General features: G+C 58.1%; 13 protein-coding genes and 1 pseudogene. 8 read left to right on the top strand and 6 right to left on the bottom strand.

Annotation, left to right across the window (positions count from 1 at the left end):
- Positions 1–24 precede the first annotated feature (24 nt).
- Together AADW18_RS05535 and ppnN are read left to right on the top strand one after the other, a co-directional pair.
- Positions 25–3,264 (top strand): carboxypeptidase regulatory-like domain-containing protein, encoded by a 3,240-nt coding sequence (locus AADW18_RS05535; protein ID WP_337342363.1) that lies wholly within the window; start codon positions 25–27, stop codon positions 3,262–3,264.
- A 124-nt stretch (positions 3,265–3,388) separates the two neighbouring features.
- Positions 3,389–4,771: a nucleotide 5'-monophosphate nucleosidase PpnN gene (gene ppnN / locus AADW18_RS05530; RefSeq protein ID WP_337342362.1), complete on the top strand. Its 1,383-nt coding sequence runs from the start codon at positions 3,389–3,391 to the stop codon at positions 4,769–4,771.
- 55 nt (positions 4,772–4,826) lie between these two features.
- Here ppnN and AADW18_RS05525 read toward each other — a convergent pair whose 3' ends face one another.
- Positions 4,827–5,849, bottom strand: coding sequence for a histidine kinase (locus AADW18_RS05525; RefSeq protein WP_337342361.1), 1,023 nt, complete (start codon positions 5,847–5,849; stop codon positions 4,827–4,829).
- Between the two features lie 167 nt (positions 5,850–6,016).
- Between AADW18_RS05525 and AADW18_RS05520 the strand changes: the two genes are divergently transcribed.
- From AADW18_RS05520 to AADW18_RS05495, 6 genes are read left to right on the top strand one after another with little or no spacing between them, the layout of a single operon-like run.
- On the top strand, positions 6,017–6,613 hold the full coding sequence (locus AADW18_RS05520; protein ID WP_337342360.1) for a GspH/FimT family pseudopilin: 597 nt from the start codon (positions 6,017–6,019) through the stop codon (positions 6,611–6,613).
- A gap of 20 nt (positions 6,614–6,633) precedes the next feature.
- Positions 6,634–7,149: a type IV pilus modification protein PilV gene (pilV, locus tag AADW18_RS05515; RefSeq protein ID WP_337342359.1), complete on the top strand. Its 516-nt coding sequence runs from the start codon at positions 6,634–6,636 to the stop codon at positions 7,147–7,149.
- Positions 7,146–8,183 carry a PilW family protein gene (locus tag AADW18_RS05510; protein ID WP_337342358.1) on the top strand — a complete coding sequence of 346 codons (1,038 nt, stop codon included), beginning with the start codon at positions 7,146–7,148 and terminating at the stop codon, positions 8,181–8,183. Before pilV ends, AADW18_RS05510 begins: the two co-directional genes overlap by 4 nt.
- The gene (locus AADW18_RS05505) at positions 8,180–8,761 is read left to right on the top strand and encodes a PilX N-terminal domain-containing pilus assembly protein (RefSeq protein WP_337342357.1); all 582 of its coding nucleotides are present in this window, start codon (positions 8,180–8,182) and stop codon (positions 8,759–8,761) included. Before AADW18_RS05510 ends, AADW18_RS05505 begins: the two co-directional genes overlap by 4 nt.
- 53 nt (positions 8,762–8,814) lie before the next feature.
- Complete coding sequence (locus tag AADW18_RS05500) at positions 8,815–12,534, top strand: PilC/PilY family type IV pilus protein (RefSeq protein ID WP_337342356.1); 3,720 nt, start codon at positions 8,815–8,817, stop codon at positions 12,532–12,534.
- A 2-nt stretch (positions 12,535–12,536) separates the two neighbouring features.
- Entirely contained in the window at positions 12,537–13,007 is a 471-nt protein-coding gene (locus tag AADW18_RS05495) for a type IV pilin protein (RefSeq protein ID WP_337342355.1), read from the top strand.
- A 71-nt stretch (positions 13,008–13,078) separates the two neighbouring features.
- Here the strand turns inward: AADW18_RS05495 and AADW18_RS05490 are convergent.
- The 5 genes and pseudogenes from AADW18_RS05490 to AADW18_RS05470 form a co-directional block, all read right to left on the bottom strand.
- Positions 13,079–14,222, bottom strand: a pseudogene (locus AADW18_RS05490) (IS3 family transposase).
- 405 nt (positions 14,223–14,627) lie between these two features.
- The gene (locus AADW18_RS05485) at positions 14,628–15,122 is read right to left on the bottom strand and encodes a hypothetical protein (protein ID WP_337342354.1); all 495 of its coding nucleotides are present in this window, start codon (positions 15,120–15,122) and stop codon (positions 14,628–14,630) included.
- A 110-nt stretch (positions 15,123–15,232) separates the two neighbouring features.
- Positions 15,233–15,643 (bottom strand): hypothetical protein, encoded by a 411-nt coding sequence (locus AADW18_RS05480; RefSeq protein WP_337342353.1) that lies wholly within the window; start codon positions 15,641–15,643, stop codon positions 15,233–15,235.
- 565 nt (positions 15,644–16,208) lie between these two features.
- Positions 16,209–16,535, bottom strand: coding sequence for a hypothetical protein (locus AADW18_RS05475; protein ID WP_337342352.1), 327 nt, complete (start codon positions 16,533–16,535; stop codon positions 16,209–16,211).
- Between the two features lie 81 nt (positions 16,536–16,616).
- Positions 16,617–17,078 carry a hypothetical protein gene (locus tag AADW18_RS05470; protein WP_337342351.1) on the bottom strand — a complete coding sequence of 154 codons (462 nt, stop codon included), beginning with the start codon at positions 17,076–17,078 and terminating at the stop codon, positions 16,617–16,619.
- Between the last annotated feature and the right edge of the window lies 1 nt (position 17,079).

Below are 17,079 nucleotides of genomic sequence, written 5' to 3'. Positions count from 1 at the left end.
CCAACTCGTACTGAGGTTTACTCAATGAACCAATCCCGCTGTCTTCGGATGTCCAAGCTCAGCCTTGGCCTCATCGCTGCGCTTGCCGCCGCCCCCGTGTTCGCACAGAGCACCTCCGCCGGCGTCGGCGGTCTGGTGACCAGTAACCAAGGGCAGCCCGTTGCCGGCGCCGAGGTCATCATCACTCATACCGAATCCGGCACCGTCAGCCGCGCCACCACCGATGCCAGCGGCCGCTACAACGCCCGCGGCCTGCGCGTTGGCGGCCCGTACACCGTCACGATCACCAAGTCCGGTGAAGGCACCAAGACCGAAGACAATATTTACCTGAGCGTCAATCAGGTCGGTACCGTCAACGCTGCGCTGACGGGCGACATGACCACGCTGGAAACCGTCACCGCGGTGGGGTTCTCCGGCGGCTCGGAGGTGTTCAGCGCAACCAAGATGGGAACCGGCACCAACATCACCCGTCAGACGATCGAAGCGCTGCCGTCCATCAATGGCAACGTCCAGGATTACATGCGCCTGGATCCGCGCGTGGCCTACGTCAACCGTGCCGAAGGCAGCATCAGCGCCGGCGGCCAGAACCCGCGTTTCAACGCCATCCGTATCGACGGCGTGTCCGCCAGCGACACCTTCGGCCTGGAAGGCAATAACATGCCGACCCGTCGCCAGCCGGTGGCGATGGACGCCATTGAAGCCCTCAATATCGACCTGGCCAGCTACGACGTCACCATTACCGGCGCCACCGGCGCGGTGGTCGACGCGGTGACCAAATCGGGCACCAACGAATTCCACGGCTCCGTCTATGGCACTTACCGCGACGGCGAGTGGTTTGGCGACGACCCTGCCGGTGTCAAGTTCAACGGCTTTACCAAGGAAGAAACCTACGGCGTCACTTTTGGTGGGCCGTTGGTCAAGGACAAATTGTTCTTCTTCGCCAATTACGAGAAGTTCAAGCAGGCCGCCCCGGGTGCGGACATCGCCGGTAGCGCGTTGGGCAAAGCCAATGCCGTTATCGATATGGACGATATCGCGCGCGCGCAGCAGATCGCGACCAACTACGGCATCGATGCTGGCGGATTGGAGAGCTCCGGCGACACCGATCTGGAAGAATACGCGCTGAAGATCGACTGGAACATCAACGACAATCACCGCGCCAGCTTCCGTTACAGCAACCTGGAACAAAGCAAGCTGCGCGTCAACGGCATCAACAGCAGCCAAGTCTCGCTGAGTTCGTACTGGTATCAGCACGTGAAATCGGTCGAGAGCTATGTCGGCCAGCTGTTCAGCGACTGGACCGACAATTTCTCTACCGAGTTCAAAGTGTCCTACCGCGATTACTCGGCCGTGCGTGAAACGCCTACCAATGCGCCCAGCGTGCGCATTTACTTCGCGGGCACTCCCGATGCGTTGGCAGGCGATTCGCTGTGGTTGGGTACCGAAGTCAACTCGCACCGCAATGAACTGTATACCGAGACTTGGAACGCCTTCGGTTCGGGCACGCTGACGGTCGGCGATCACGACATCAAGTTCGGCGCCGATTACAGCACCAACGACATCTACAACATCTACGGTCCGCAACTGTTCGGCGTGTACGAGTTCTACGGCCTGGACAACTTCGAGGCCGGTCGCTGGAGCACCTACAACCTGCGGACGCCGCAGGCCGGACAAAGCGTCGATTCGATCGCGGCGGCCTACAAGTACAAGTCGTATGGCCTGTTTGTGCAGGATCAGTGGTACGTCAACAGCAACCTGACCCTGACTTTTGGCGTGCGCGCGGACAAGCCGGACGTCAACGTCAACCCGACCTATAACGCCTTGGCAGAAAACGCCTTTGGTTACGACAACAGCAGGGTACTGAGTGGCGACTGGCTGGTGCAGCCGCGCTTTGGCTTCAACTACACCTTCGACAGCGATCGCCCCACCCAGCTGCGTGGCGGGTTTGGTCTGTTCCAGGGCGAATCGCCGCAGGTGTGGCTGAGCAACGCTTACAACACCACCGGTCTTAACTACATTCAGTACTCCCAGACTTACAACTCTGTCACCAACCCGAATCCCTGGGGCGCCTTGCCCTTCAGTGGCGATGGGTCGAACCAGCCGGTGCCCGCCAACCCGACCGCAGCGTTGCAGAACGTCAATTTCGTCAGCCCGGATTTCGAGCAGCCGTCGGTGTGGAAAGCCAATCTGGCATTCGAACACGAGCTGCCCTGGTATGGCATCGTGGGGTCGGCTGAAATCCTGGTAACCAAGGTCAAGAGCGCGCTGTTCTACCGCAATCTGAATCTGGGTGCGCCTACCATGGAAGGCCAGGACGGCCGTGATCTCTTCTATCGCACGTCCGGCTTGAATCGCCCTTGGAGCTCGGGCAACAACCGCGCCAATCGAGATCGCCGTTTCGACTCGGTGCTGTTGCTTGATACCACCGACAAAGGCCACAGCCAGCAGTTCACTGTTGGCCTGGATAAGCCGTGGACCAGCGAGAGCGATTGGTCCTGGAGCCTGGATTACACCTATACCAACGCCAAGGAAGTCGCAGGCCTGACCAGCTCCACTGCGACCTCGGGCTGGAACTACACTTACCTGTTCGACGCCAATGAGGAAACTTTGGCGACTTCGCGCTATGAGATCCGCGACCGCATCCTTGGCACCTTGAACTGGCGGCATAGCTTCTTCGGTGACTACAAGACCGAGATCGGCCTGGTGTACGAAGGTCGTAGCGGGCGCCCCTTCAGCTACGTCTACTTCAATGACGTAAACGGCGACAACCGCAGTGCCAACGATCTGTTCTATGTGCCTTCGGGCCCGGGTGATGTGTTGTTCGGTACGCTGAGCAACACCGGCGTGTTCACCGCCAATCCGGCGATGGAGACCGCTTTCTTCGAATGGTTGAACAATCAGCCGGAACTGTCGCGTTACAAAGGCAGCACCACGCCGCAGAACGCCGGCCGCGCCGATTGGGTCAACACCTTCGACGTGCGCTTCTCGCAGGAATTGCCGGGCTTCTTCAAGGGCCACAAGTCGGAGATCTGGCTGGACATCCAGAACGTGGGCAACCTGATCAACAAGGATTGGGGCCACATCTACGACTACGGCTTCTTTGCCAACCAGCGTGTGCTGTCATCACCGGGCATCTACAACGGCCAGTATGTGTACACGTTCACCAGCCCCGATGCGCCGACGGTGGCCAACGGCGACGCCGACGGTTTCAACACCGGTGTGTCGCAATGGTCGGTCCAGTTGGGCTTCCGCTACAAGTTCTGATCTCCGCATCGGAATGCTTCAAACGAACGGCCGGGGCAACCCGGCCGTTTTTTTGCCTGATTCTTTTGTTCCCGAGACTGCGCTAAAGTCGCCGATCTAAGTAATGGAAAGATAGGAAAAGCATATGAATGACGCGGCATCGAGGGCGTTGCCGGTGCAGAACGCGCGGATTTACCCGCGCGGCGGACTGGATGTGTTGTCGCGCACGGAAGTGGCGCGTTTGCGTGATGCGTCCGCGGGCGGTATGCACGAGTTGCTGCGCCGCTGCGCGTTGGCGGTGCTGACCAGCGGCAGCGCCTCGGACGATCCGCGCGCCGCGCGCGAGCATTACCCGGACTTCGATATCCAAGTGTTGCAGCAGGACCGCGGTGTCCGCATCGACTTGCTCAACGCACCGGCGATGGCGTTCGTCGATGGCGAGATCATCCGCGGCATCGCCGAGTTATTGTTCGCCGTGGTGCGCGACTTGGCCTATACCGCGATCGAACTCGGCCCCGAATACGCGGACGACTTGGAATCCTCCGCGGGTATCACCAACGCAGTATTCGGCTTGCTGCGCAACGCCCGCATCCTGAAACCTGCCGATCCGAATCTCGTCGTCTGCTGGGGCGGCCATTCCATCTCGCGTGACGAGTATCTCTACACCAAGCAGGTCGGCTATGAACTGGGCTTGCGTGGACTGGATATCTGCACCGGCTGCGGCCCGGGTGCGATGAAAGGACCGATGAAAGGCGCGACCATCGCTCACGCGAAGCAACGCCGCCGCAATACGCGTTATATCGGCGTCACCGAACCCGGCATCATCGCCGCCGAATCACCGAACCCCATCGTCAACCACCTGGTAATCATGCCGGACATCGAAAAACGCCTGGAGGCGTTTGTTCGTATCGGTCACGGCATCATCGTGTTTCCGGGCGGCGTCGGGACGGCGGAGGAAATCCTGTACCTGCTGGGCATCCTGTTGCGCGAAGAAAACGCATCGCTGCCGTTCCCGCTGATCCTCACCGGACCAGCCATCGCCGCGCCGTACTTCGAACAAATCGACAAGTTCATCCGCCTGACCTTGGGCGATGCCGCGGCTTCGCGCTACGAGATCATCGTCGGTGATCCGGCAACGGTCGCGAAGAAAATGACCGCCGGCATCCATCGCGTGCGCGAATACCGCATCGAGCAGAAGGATTCCTTCTTCTTCAACTGGGCCATCGAAATACCCGAGGAATACCAGCAACCGTTCCTGCCGACCCACGAAGCGATGGCCGCACTGGATCTCCACCACGGACGCCCCGCGCACGCACTGGCGGCAGACTTGCGCCGAGCCTTCTCCGGCATCGTCGCAGGCAACGTCAAGGAAGACGGCATGCGCCGCATCGAAGAATTCGGCCCCTTCGAAATCCACGGCGACCCCGAAATGATGCAGGCGCTGGATGCACTACTGCGCGCCTTCGTCGAACAACGACGCATGAAGATCGCGGGCGAGTACAAGCCTTGTTATCGGGTTTTGGCCTGACCTAATGCGCGGTAGAACGCGAGCTGAAACGGCGCCGATCATCGGCGCCGTTCTGCTATCGGCTCAGAGGAAGCGTGACGGTCGCAACATAGCGTCCGTCGATCACTGCCGTTTCCAATTGCCCAAGTCCCTGCGTCATCGCTTGCACCCGTGCGCGCACCGAACTGAGTCCAACCTGATGGCCACGGCCATTGAGAATAGGGGCGGTAGGCAACGGATTGCTTACGGACACACTGACGGCGGTAGCCGTAGTCGCCACCTCGATCTTGATCTCTCCGCCAGTAACAGTGGATTCCACGCCATGGCGGATTGCGTTTTCCACCAGCGGCTGGATGGACAGGGTAGGGACGAGAACCGCCGGCAGCGGTTCCGGCAGTCGCCACTCCACTCGCAGCCGGTCCTCAAAGCGCAGCGCCTCGATTTCCAGATAGCGTTGTGCCAAGGCGAGCTCATCTGCCAGTTCGATTTCCGCAGGCCCGGCCAGCGCCGCGCGAAACAGATCCGCCAGATCCAGCAACAGCCGCTCCGCTTCGCCAGGGCGTTGGTGCACCAGCGCGGCTCCAGTGTTGAGTGTGTTGAACAGGAAATGCGGCCGGATACGCGCCTGCAGCGATTCGAGTTCCGACTGTTTGGCCCGAACGGCAAGCTGGCGTGCGCGCCAATGGTTTTGGAAGGCCGCCAGGCCGAGTAGGCCGACCGTCACTGCGATGCCAGTGATCCGAAGAAGGAAACGCAGGCGTTCTTCCGTCGTCATGGGCCATATATCGCCCAGCAACAGCCAACCCATACCGCACAACAGCCATGTGATCAGGACCATCAGCACCAAGGCGAGATAAGCCACGCGCGCGGGCCGCCATGTCGCCAGCCAGCCGCGGCACGCGTAAAGCGCTCCCAGCGTGGCCAGCGCAACCCACTGCACAACGAGCGACGCCAAGCCAAAGTACACCCAGCGATTGCCTTGGATGGCAGGCGCCAGCGCCAGCACCGCAGCTAGCCCCTCGCTCGCCAGCAAGACCCACACGATGGCCGAAGCCTGCCACAGCGTGTCGAGCGGAGTAGAGTCTTGCGTACGGGCCATTGCAGTGGGATCGCAGCGTTCGATAGCCCGGCATCATGCCTGGGGTTCGGCCGGGATGCAGCCTCTCCGCCGCTGGCGCTGTCGCCTAGGCCGTCCATCGGCTCCCTACTGGCGAAGCTGGCGCCGCCCGCCTACCGTAGCGTTCACGCTATTCGGGGAAGCAGCGCATGTCTTTGACCAAAGGTCCTGGGGACAAACCCGGCGGCGGCCATGTGCCGGGCCGGTCGACGCCAGTGCTTGGCTTCACATTGATTGAGCTGCTGGTCACGATAGCGGTACTCGCCATCCTGATCGCGCTGGCGGTGCCCAGCTTTACCTCGTTGATCAACTCCAACCGGCTCGCCGCTCAATCCAACGAGATCGTCGCCTCGCTGCAGGTGGCGCGGATGGAGGCGGTCAAACAGAACCGGCGGACCACGATATGCCGCAGCACCGCCGGAAACGTTTGTACGGCTGGCGCGGCAGGGGACACCTGGACGCGTTGGATCACTTACGTTGATTTGGACAATAGCGGTGGCCCTGCGGCGGGTGAAGTCGTCCGTGTGAATACCGCCAAGGTACCGGTGCAAGTGAGGAGCACCGCTAGTGCGTTGACCTTCCGGGCTGACGGCATGGTGCGCGATGCGGCCGGTACGCTGGTCGACAATACGTTCACAGTGTGTATTCCGACCACACAGCCTGCGAAAAACAAACGGGTTATCGGTCTTGCCACTGGTAGTCGGATAGCCGTCACCACACCCTTGGGTACGGGGGTTTGTCCGTGATCGTTTCAAAGGAGCACAGCATGACGTCGTATGCCGCACGACAGAAATTCAAGACCCTCCCACGACACCAGCAGGGCGCCGGTTTGATTGAAGTCATGGTCGCGGTGCTGGTAATGGGCGTTGGCTTATTGGGCATCGCCGCCATGCAGGCGACGGCTCTTCGCAACAACGAAAGTTCGTTGGAGCGCAGTCAGGCCACCATCCTGACGTATTCGATCCTTGACGCCATGCGGGCCAATCGGACGGAGGCATTGAAAAGCAAATACGACTTGGCGGAAACCTGCGACAAACCTACCTATGCGGGGACTTTGACCTTGGCGCAGAAGGACATCACAGAATGGTTCGGGGACATGCAGAAGGCCATCGGTGAAAGTGAAGAGACCTGCGCCACCATTGAGAGTGACGGGAACCAATTCACGGTCACCATCAGATGGGACGACTCCCGAGCGAGCGATGATGTCGAAACGGCGGCGCCGATAGATCCTTCAGGCGATGAGCCTCGGCGCAACAAGGTGGTTACGGTGGTGAACCTATGAGTCGCAAGTCGACCAACGTTCGTCTGTCGCGTCGTCACGCGCAAGGCGTCAGCCTCATCGAATTGATGATCGCGCTGGTACTGGGTTTATTGGTGGTCTCGGCTGCCATAGGCATCTTTGTTTCCAATCGGCAAGTTTTCAGGGCGACCGATAACCTGAGCTACGTGCAGGAAAATGCACGGGTCGCCTTTGAGCTCATGGCGCGCGAACTGCGCCAAGCCGCTGGTAACCCCTGCTCACGCAACATACCGATCGTCAACGTGCTGGTGAGTACGACGACATGGGGCACGGCCTGGGGAGATGGCGTCAGGGGCTACGACGGCAGCGCTGGCACAGCCTTCCCGGTGGTGCTGGCGGGTACCGGAAAGCGTGACCGAATCGCTGGTACGGACGCGATCGAGCTGAGGTCCGGCAGTTCGGGTGACGTATCGGTAGAGGACCACAAGCCCAAGTCTGCCCAGTTCAAAGTGAACACAAAAGCTCATGGATTGGTCGACGGCGACATCGTCATGGTCTGCGACTACGTGCAGGCCGCCATCTTCAAGATCACCAACGCCAGCTCCTCGAACGTGACGATTGTCCATAACGAAGGACAAGGAACGGACCCGAAGAATTGCACCAAGGCGCTCGGATACCCCATGGGGATGCCCTGTAACAAGCCCCAAAACGACAATTACTACGCTTACGGCCCCAACTCCATTATTACCAAGTTGAAAGCAACAGCATGGTACGTCGGGGTTAGTGGCAGCGATACACAGCGCAGATCCCTTTACCAGGTGCAGATGATCAATAAAGCTGGGGCGCCAGATACGTTGGTCCAGGAGATTGCCGAAGGCGTCTCGGACATGCAGTTGGAATATCTGGTTGCTGGCGGTTCTGGCTATGTCACGGCTGAGAACGTGGGCAATTGGAGCCAGGTGTTGGCGGTACGCGTGAACCTGACGATGGAAGGCCCGGAAGCGGTTGATGTGGACGGCACGCCCATCGTTCGAACGGTATCCCATGTCGTCACGTTGAGGAATCGCAACACATGAGCAACTCCACTCATCGTTCGTCGCTCGCGAATCAGTCTGGCGCTTCGTTGATCGTCGTGTTGATCCTGCTGCTGGTCATGACACTGCTGGGCCTGGCCGTGCTCCGCACTACGTTGCTGGACGAGCGCATGAGCGCGAATCTATACGACCGCAGTCTGTCGTTCCAGACGGCCGAAACCGCGCTGCGGGAAGCCGAGGAAGCGATCCAGAATGCTCATCTCGGGAACGCCAAGATTGGTTTCGACTGTTCAGCGGTAGGCGTCGTGTGTCCTTCGGTGCCTGTCAATGCCACTACGGGGACCGCAGGCTGTCTGGGCACCGGACAGTACTGCTGGACCAACGCCACCATCAATATTCAGACGCTCAGCGCCAGCGCTCCCCAGTACTACATCGAATACATGGGGCAGTACACCAACGAAGACGATCTGGAACTGGGGAGCAGCGCCAACGCGAACCAGTACGGCGGCGGCGGTGGAGTACCCCTGCAGCATTTTTACCGCATTACCGGACGCAGCCAGGATCCCTCTGGCAGTGATCGTTCGGTAGTCGTCCTGCAATCCAATGTTGTCGTCAAATGAGGCGCGTCATGCCGAACACACCGTCCGCTGATGCTCCCGCCGGAGATTCAGGAATGACCATCCAGTCAAAATCTCAAAATCAATGGGCTCGCCGCCTCAGCTCCAAGTTGGGAGCGGTCGCGATCGGTATGCTGGCCGTGCTGAGTTCGATGCCGGCGGTATCGGTCGATCTGGCGACCAAGCCGCTTTCCATTGGTGCCGATGTCCCGGGCAACTTGGCGTTGGTGCCATCCGTGGAGTTTCCCACGTTGATCAGCGTGGCTAACTTTGGCGATTACATCCCCACCAATACTTACGTCGGCTACTTCGATCCGGCCAAATGCTATACCTACGTGTACGACGCTGTCGAATCCAAACGCCACTTCGCACCCAGTTCTTCGGCGGGAGCGTCGCATGCATGCGCAGGGGCCCTGTGGAGCGGAAATTACATGAACTGGGCGGCGACTCAGACCATCGACCCATTTCGTTCAGCGCTGACCGGTGGTTACCGTGTGAAAGATACGGTCGATGAAACCTGGCTGGAAAAAGCCAAGGCGGACCGCAACGGCAATGAAAATGCGAATGCCAATTTTCCTCGCCGCACCTATCCGGGCAGCGCGAATTCAGCCGCCGTCAACAGCGCCACAGCAGCCAGCTGGGGCACTATCCGCACCCGCATCGATGGCTTAGGCAACAAGATGCGCTTCACCAGTGGAGGCAACGGCACCGCGCTGGCGAACGACAACCCTGGGGTAGGTCAGCCGGTAGCCTACAATCCAGCCTCGCATACGCTTGATACGGGCAATATCACTGTCAATGGAGCGCTGGTAAGCCAGGCCAACGTGGTCTTCGAAGTCAGTGTTCGCGTCAAAGTGTGCGTGGCCAACATGCTGGAAGCCAACTGCAATAGCACCTACAGCAAGGCGGCCAAGCCCGAGGGTCTGATTCAACAGTACTCGCGCAGCATCCGCTACAGCATCTTCGGTTATCTCAATAATGGTGGGTCGCCGGAACCGGACGGTGGCGTAATGCGCGCGCGCCAGAAGTTCGTGGGTCCGTACAACTACTACCCGGATGTCGCAGGGTTGCAGCTCAATGCCAATAGCGAATGGGATCCTGCTACCGGCATTCTCGAGACCAATCCCGACGAGACTGATGCCAACAACACCAACGCCGGCATCACCAATAGTGGCGTCATCAACTATCTCAACAAGTTCGGCCAGATGGAAACCGGCCGGAACGCCAAATCTTTCGACAACGTCAGCGAGCTGTATTACACCGCGCTGCGTTACTTCAAGAATCTCGGCAACGTCTCTACCTATGCGGCAGTGAACGGTGATTACCAGTTGGCCGATGGTTTCCCGGTGATCACGGACTGGGATGATCCCATCCGTTACAGCTGCCAGGCCAACGTATTCCTGGGCGTGGGCGACACCAATACCTGGAAGGACAAGAATCTACCCGGAGCGACCAGCAGCGCCGGTGAAATCAACACGAAGGATGCTGCGGTGTCGGATGACAAATCCGTCGATGTCGTGGCCATGATGAAGAAGATCTGGCAGATGGAGGGAAAATCAGAAGCCGAGGCCACCACGCTGTCGGTCGCGGACTGGTTCAACCGGCAGGGTCACAACAACTCCGCATATATCGCCGCACTGGCCTACGATGCCCACACCCGAGATATCCGTCCCGCTGGCACTACAAAGCCCATCGAAGGTAAGCAGACGATCTCTACCTATTGGGTCGACGTGGTGGAGAATCGCGACTACAAGACGCCGCATACCAACCAGTACTGGTTGGCGACTAAATATGGCGGCTTTACGGTGCCGGGCACCTATGACCCTGATACCAACACCACTCCTCTGACAGATCCGCAGTGGTGGGCAACAAACGAGTATGTGGATCCCGCGGGCGCCAACTACAAGCGCCCCGCCAACTTCTACGTAGCCGCCGATGCCGCCAAGATGGTGGATAGCCTGAAGCGTGTATTCGCTAAGATCGTTACCGACATGAAGGGTTCAGGCGGCTCGTTTGCGTCCAATACCACCAAGCTGGAGGCCGGTGCCATGGCCTTCCAGTCCCAGTTTTATAGTGGCAGCTGGCGTGGTGAGCTGGTGGGATACAACGTCACCAAAGTAAATAATAAGACTGTCTTGACCGGGGCATGGACTGCCGGTTCAAACTTTCCGCAGGATTGGACCAAGCGGAAGATCTACATCAACAACGCCGGTAAAATGGAGCCGTTCACTTCGCTTAGCCAAGCGACAGCCTTGGACTCACAGAACGTTGTGGACTATCTGCGTGGTGATCGCACCAAAGAGCTGCCCGCAGGTACCCTGCGTGCACGCCAGAGCGTTTTGGGCGATATCGTCAATTCCCAGCCGGTCTATGTAGGTGCCCCGAACAACAGGCTGTTCTACGGTGCGGAATTCGCCGGGGCCGATACGTATGGTGCTTACGCGCTCGCTCAGTCCACCCGAGACCAGGTGGTGTATGTAGGCGCCAACGACGGCATGTTGCACGGCTTCAACGCCAAGACCGGTGTTGAGACGTTTGCGTTTATTCCTTCTGCGGTCGTACCGCGCCTGAAGGACTATACGAGTCCTGACTACGAGCATCAGTACTACGTGGATGGTGAAATCACTGTGGCCGACGCTTATATCGGTGGCGGATGGAAGACCATTCTCGTAGGTACCTTGGGGCGGGGCGGCCGTGGAGTCTATGCTCTGGACGTTACCAATCCAAGCGCTGTGAAGTTCTTGTGGGAGAAGACCAGCGCCGACATCCCTGACCTGGGCAACGTGCTGAACAAGCCCATCATCGCCCAGGTGGCGGACAACGACTGGCGCGTCCTGATGGGTAACGGTCCCAATAGCGCTACCGGCCTTGCGCAACTGCTGAGCATTGACCTTGATAATGGAACGGCAGATGTGATTGACACACCCGTCGGTGGCGACAACGCTTTGATGGGCGTTAATGCATGGAATACGGGCATCTCCGATTTTGTGGACGTGGTGTACGCCGGCGACTTGAAGGGGAATCTTTGGAAGATCACCAACCTGGCGGGCACACCAACGGTCACTTCCTTCTTCCAGGCATCCTACGGCGGCACGGCGCAGCCGATCACCGCGACGCCCATGGTGTCGCGTAATCCGACGACCCGGCAAACGTGGATCCATTTTGGTACCGGGCGTTACCTCAACGCGAATGATCTGGTCGATAAAAGTGTGCAGACCTGGTACGGGCTGATCGATCGGGGCTCGGCTATTTCAGGTCGAACAGGACTGAAGGCGGTACCGATAATCCAAGAAATATTTCCCAACGATAGCCTTACCGACGACGTCGTGGATAATGCGGAACGGCTCATTGATGAAAATTCTGCACCGGGCGTCGACGGCTGGTATATCGACCTGATCTCGAAAAAGAATGGCGTGGAAGGCGAGCGGATGGTGGTCGCCAATGTGTATCAGGGTCTCACCTTGATCGGCACGACGCGTGTCCCGGAAAACACTGACGTCTGCAAACCCAGCGGCCGCGGCTGGATAATGGCGATCGATCCATTCACCGGCGGGCGGCTGCCACAACCGTTCTTCGATACCAATGGTGATGGCAAGTTCGACAGCAACGACGAGGGCGCGTCTGGTGTGGGCCTGTCCAGCGGTTCCAACAACCAGGTTTTCCTGGGCGACACGATGCTGACCAATATGGACAACGCGGAAAGCAAAGCCTTCAAGACGAATTCGTCGGTTCTCGCTCCCGCGCGCGTTTCGTGGCGTGAAGTGGTGGCGGATTGATCATGGGCCAGAATCAGGGGCAGGGGATTGGCATGTATCCACGACGCTTTACGCCGCAGAGCGCGGCTGCGGGTTTCACATTGATCGAACTGATGATCACGATTGCAGTAGTCGCGATACTCGCGACTATTGCGATATCCACCTACCAGGACCAGATCGTCAAGTCACGCCGCTCAGCAGCGGCTGCCTGCTTACAGCAGAGCGCGCAATTCATGGAGCGGTACTACACCACTCATTTGCGTTACGACTCGGATCCCCCTGCGGTGATTGCTGCGTGCGACACCGAGGTCGGCCAGCACTACGACGTGGAACTGGTGCCAAGTTCGTTGCAAGCCAAGGCGTTCACGTTGCAAGCGGTCCCAAAGCATTCGCAGGAAGCTAAGGACACGCTGTGCGGTACCCTCACCATCAACCAGCAAGGCGTGCGCGGCGCAAGCGGCAGCGCCAGCGCGACTCCCGATAAATGCTGGTGAATCAGCCGCCCTGAACAACAAAAAAGGCCCGCAGCAATGCGGGCCTGAATCGCCCAGGGTTCCGTAGACACTCAGGACCCTCGTTGCGCGTAGCGCCGTTCGAACTCTACAGGCGACACGTCGCCATTTGAACCATGCCGGCGTTTCGGGTTGTAGAACATCTCGATGTAATCGAATATGTCAGCTCTTGCCGCCTCCTTTGTTGGGTAGACCCGCCGCTTGACCCGCTCACGCTTGAGCAAGCCGAAGAAGCTTTCCACCGGGGCGTTATCGTGACAGTTGCCGCGTCGGCTCATGCTGCATACCAGCCCGTGGGCAGACAGAAATTTCCGCCAATCATCGCTGGTATAGACCGAGCCCTGGTCCGAGTGGACCAAAACGCCTGGCTTTGGTTTGCGCCGCCACAGCGCAGACAGCAAGGCCTGTAGCACCATGTCGGCATCAGCTTGATCACGCATCGCCCAACCGACGACTTGCCGCGAGAACAGGTCGAGCACGACCGCCAGATACATCCATCCCTCATGCGTCCGGATGAACGTGAAATCGCTCGCCCAAACGGTATCGGGCGTGCTGACGTCGAACGCGCGATCCAGCAAGTTGGCGGCTGCCGCATGCGCAGGGCCACCCGGAAAGCGCGGCTTGCGTCCGTAGCCCACCTGAGCACGCAGGCCCTCTTCACGCATCAGGCGATGCACGCGGTGGCGACTGCAACGCTCGCCCAGATCCCGCAGGTCCTTGGCGACCTTGCGGTGCCCATAGACGCTGCCGCTGGCCAGCCACTGGTGCTTGATCAGTCCCAGCAGGCGTTGGTCTCCTTGGCCCGATCGCTCAGCGCCGACTTCCGCCATGCGTAGTAACCCGCACGGTTTACCTTCAGCACCCGGCACATCGCACATAACCGGAACTCTTGGGAATGCGCCTGCATGAATGCGTACTTTGCCCTTACCCCTTGGCAAAGTACGCCGCGGCCTTTTTTAGGATGTCGCGCTCCTCGGTTACCCGGCGCAACTCAGCTTTCAGACGCCGAACCTCAGCGCTCTGATCCACCTCAACACGATGCACGACGCCGGGCTTGCCAAGCTTCCGTACCCAGGCGTACAGGCTATGCGTCGTAACGCCTAGCCGTTCGGCCACCTCTGCTACCTTGAACCCGCGATCCGTGACTTGTCGGACCGCTTCGATCTTGAACTCATCCGTGTATCGCTTGCTACTCATAGACACCTCTCTTTAGACCATTTTCCATGGTCCCGAGATGTCTACAAAACCCGGGGCGATTCACGTACAAGCCGGAGTTCAGGTACTGATCATAGATGACCTTTAGCTCGACATCGGTACGCTTTGCGAACTTTCCCTTCTTTGTAGAGGGCACGTAATAGCGCTTTTCCTTTCTTGATTTGCTTTTGCTGTATGTGGTCTTTGCATCATCCAGCACCGGAACGATCTGCTCCAGAAATATGTGCGCGTTATTCAACTCCCGAACAATAGTGTTCTGTAGCTTGTAGGTACTCTTTGCGAACGATGGATTGGCCATATCTGAATGTCTAATGTCTGAAGAAAGCCGAGCCGCGAAACAGCTTCGGCTCGAATGAACTGTTTGGCGGCACTGTTGTTGCTTGTCCGCTAAGGCCTGGCTTTTGATCGAAACCTCGTGCCACGTCCGCCGTGCGCGGTGTACAGGATCAGAAACAAGTAGCCGTTCTTGGCCTTATCAAGGATATCGTCGGTTTGGTCGGCCAAGCCGATCCATTGATCGCCAACCGCAAATCGATAGGGAATGCGCTGCGCCTGAGACGGCTCTGAAACTATGAATGCCACCTCTGGCTTCCGACGCGTTATGTACGCCCGCCACCACGACTGAAAATACATGCCGCCCAGGTTAGTGATCGTCGTCGGCTGATCACCAACGTTCATTGCTGTAATTGAAATGTACGTCTTCGGATCCACAGTAGGACCACCGAAGATCTGCATGCCGGTCGACGCAGATAGATCAATTTTCGGGCCAGAAGCTAACCATTTATACGCATCCCAGCCCAGAACGAACGTCGAAATGATCGCGGCATAGGCGGCAATCGCAAGTGTGAGGAGCTCATTCTGATTGAATGTGTAGGCGGTCATAAAGAAAGCTTCGAGCTCTTGGTGGGGCAGAGATAGGCTGCGTCAGCCGCTAACGCCTGCGTTAGGTCGGCTCGCGAAGCGGGTGCTTTTGATTGAGTTGTTGTGCCGCCTCACGAGCAGTCATTCAGCAGTTGCTGCAGATTGCAAATTGGCGCATCGCCGCTCTGGTGATTGGGGACATCCCGGAAACTCGTGCGGATCCGCTTACCCGACTTAAGTTGTGGCAGAAGCTCATCTAACGCCTTCTGGCGTTGATAAGCATTGTTGCCCATCAGGATTGCCTGATTCTCGTCTATGCGAATCTCCAGACCATCGCCGGAGCGTACATATGCGCTTGCAGTCCGCACATTTGGCCGGTCTGAGCCGTAGCGATAGAACGAAACCTTCGCGCTTGCGGAGGACACGACGCATGTCACTTTGTCCGTCATGGGATCGACTTGCGTCGACACTTGCCAATCGCAAGCGAAAGACGGAGCAGAGAGAAAGGGCAGCAATAGCAGTGCGTGTGAGAGTCTATTCATAGAATTCTCCTATTACACTTGGCGGCGTAACGCGTGAATGCGGCAAAGCCGCGAAGCGGCTTGGGCTTGAATGAATTGTTAGTCATCAGTCCGTATCGGCGTGCACATGCCGGCGAATGCGCCCAAGGGTGTTCCGAGCTGAAGAGCGTGGCTAAGAGTCGAAAACCCGCCGACGTGCTTTGAGTCATATCTAGACGTCATGATCAAGTCGCCAGCGTCACTGAGTCGCGGATAGTATTCGAGCTGTTCGTTAGGTATCTCCGACCAAGCGGCTCCCCTTGTATCTGCCCAGAACATCCAGCGCCCGTACAGCTGCAGTTTTAGGAACACTGTCGCTTTAACCGTCCCGCTTTCGGATTCAATTATTCCGTCACATCGATACCTTTTCTCGGTCTGTCCCGCGTACGCAAGTAAGACAAGCAAGCCAGCGCCAAGAAGCACCAGTCCACCAACTGTTCTGAGAATTCCCTCGACGACCGGCCACGATATTTCCCCTGATGCCTAACGCTTGAATTAGTCCGACCCGAGAAGCAGGTTCGGCCTAATTGATTTGTAAGAACCTAGCCTACTGGAAGGTATCAGCCTTGAGCTTTTGGGAGAACGAATCCGACCGCCTGCGAGCAAGCTTGTTTTGGAGTGGGACCAGAACATCATCCGGAAATACAGCGCCGGGCATGTTTGTGTCATCGATCCAAGCGTTGGCAAAAGCCTCTTTGTCTTCTCCGAAGTAAGGCGCAAAGGCGCCGATCTTTTTATTTGCAATCTCTGCAGAGAGAACGGCAATTGCAGCGCTGCGTTGTAGTTGGTGAATCTCAGACTCTAGACGAAGAATCCGATAGCCGAGAAAGCCGCATAGAACAGCAAGAACGATGAGCAAACCTTTGGATGCCATAAATTTCCCCGCTAGGTCTAACGCCTGAATTAAGCCGACCCGCGAAGCGGGTTCGGTTTGAATGAATTGTTAGGCACCAACCTACTCACGGTCCCAGCCAGCAAACGGACCGTGACAGACTAGCCCCTCATTGACGATGCTATGGATCTGATCTTGCGAGGGATAGAAGGCATAGTGCTCCGGAAAATTGACCATGACATATTCGTCCCACCATTTTTCATGGTCAAGCTGGATGACCTTCCCGTCAACGAGATCAACAAAAACCATCCCCATGTGGCGGAGTACTTGGACGGCTCTCATTAGAGCTTCTTCGCGGGAGGCAGCGCCAACATAGAAATTGACGATCGCCCCAAGCGGTGGTCGCGCAAAAAAGAATTGAATGCGACTCAAGGAACTGACGCGCGGGCCGATCTTTGATGCCCCTTCCAAGGATTGATGATGCACCACCTTGATGAAATGGCCGAGATCAACATCGGCCAGCATTTCTCTGGCCCCGTCCACGACAATACATTCGTTCTCAACGTCGGCAGTCAGGCTCGCCAAC

Origin of the sequence: Pseudoxanthomonas sp. CCNWLY206-1, assembly GCF_039710385.1 — a bacterium.
Classification (GTDB): Bacteria; Pseudomonadota; Gammaproteobacteria; order Xanthomonadales; family Xanthomonadaceae; genus Pseudoxanthomonas_A.
Note: the sequence above shows the minus strand (reverse complement) of the source record. Positions and strands in the feature narration are given on the sequence as shown.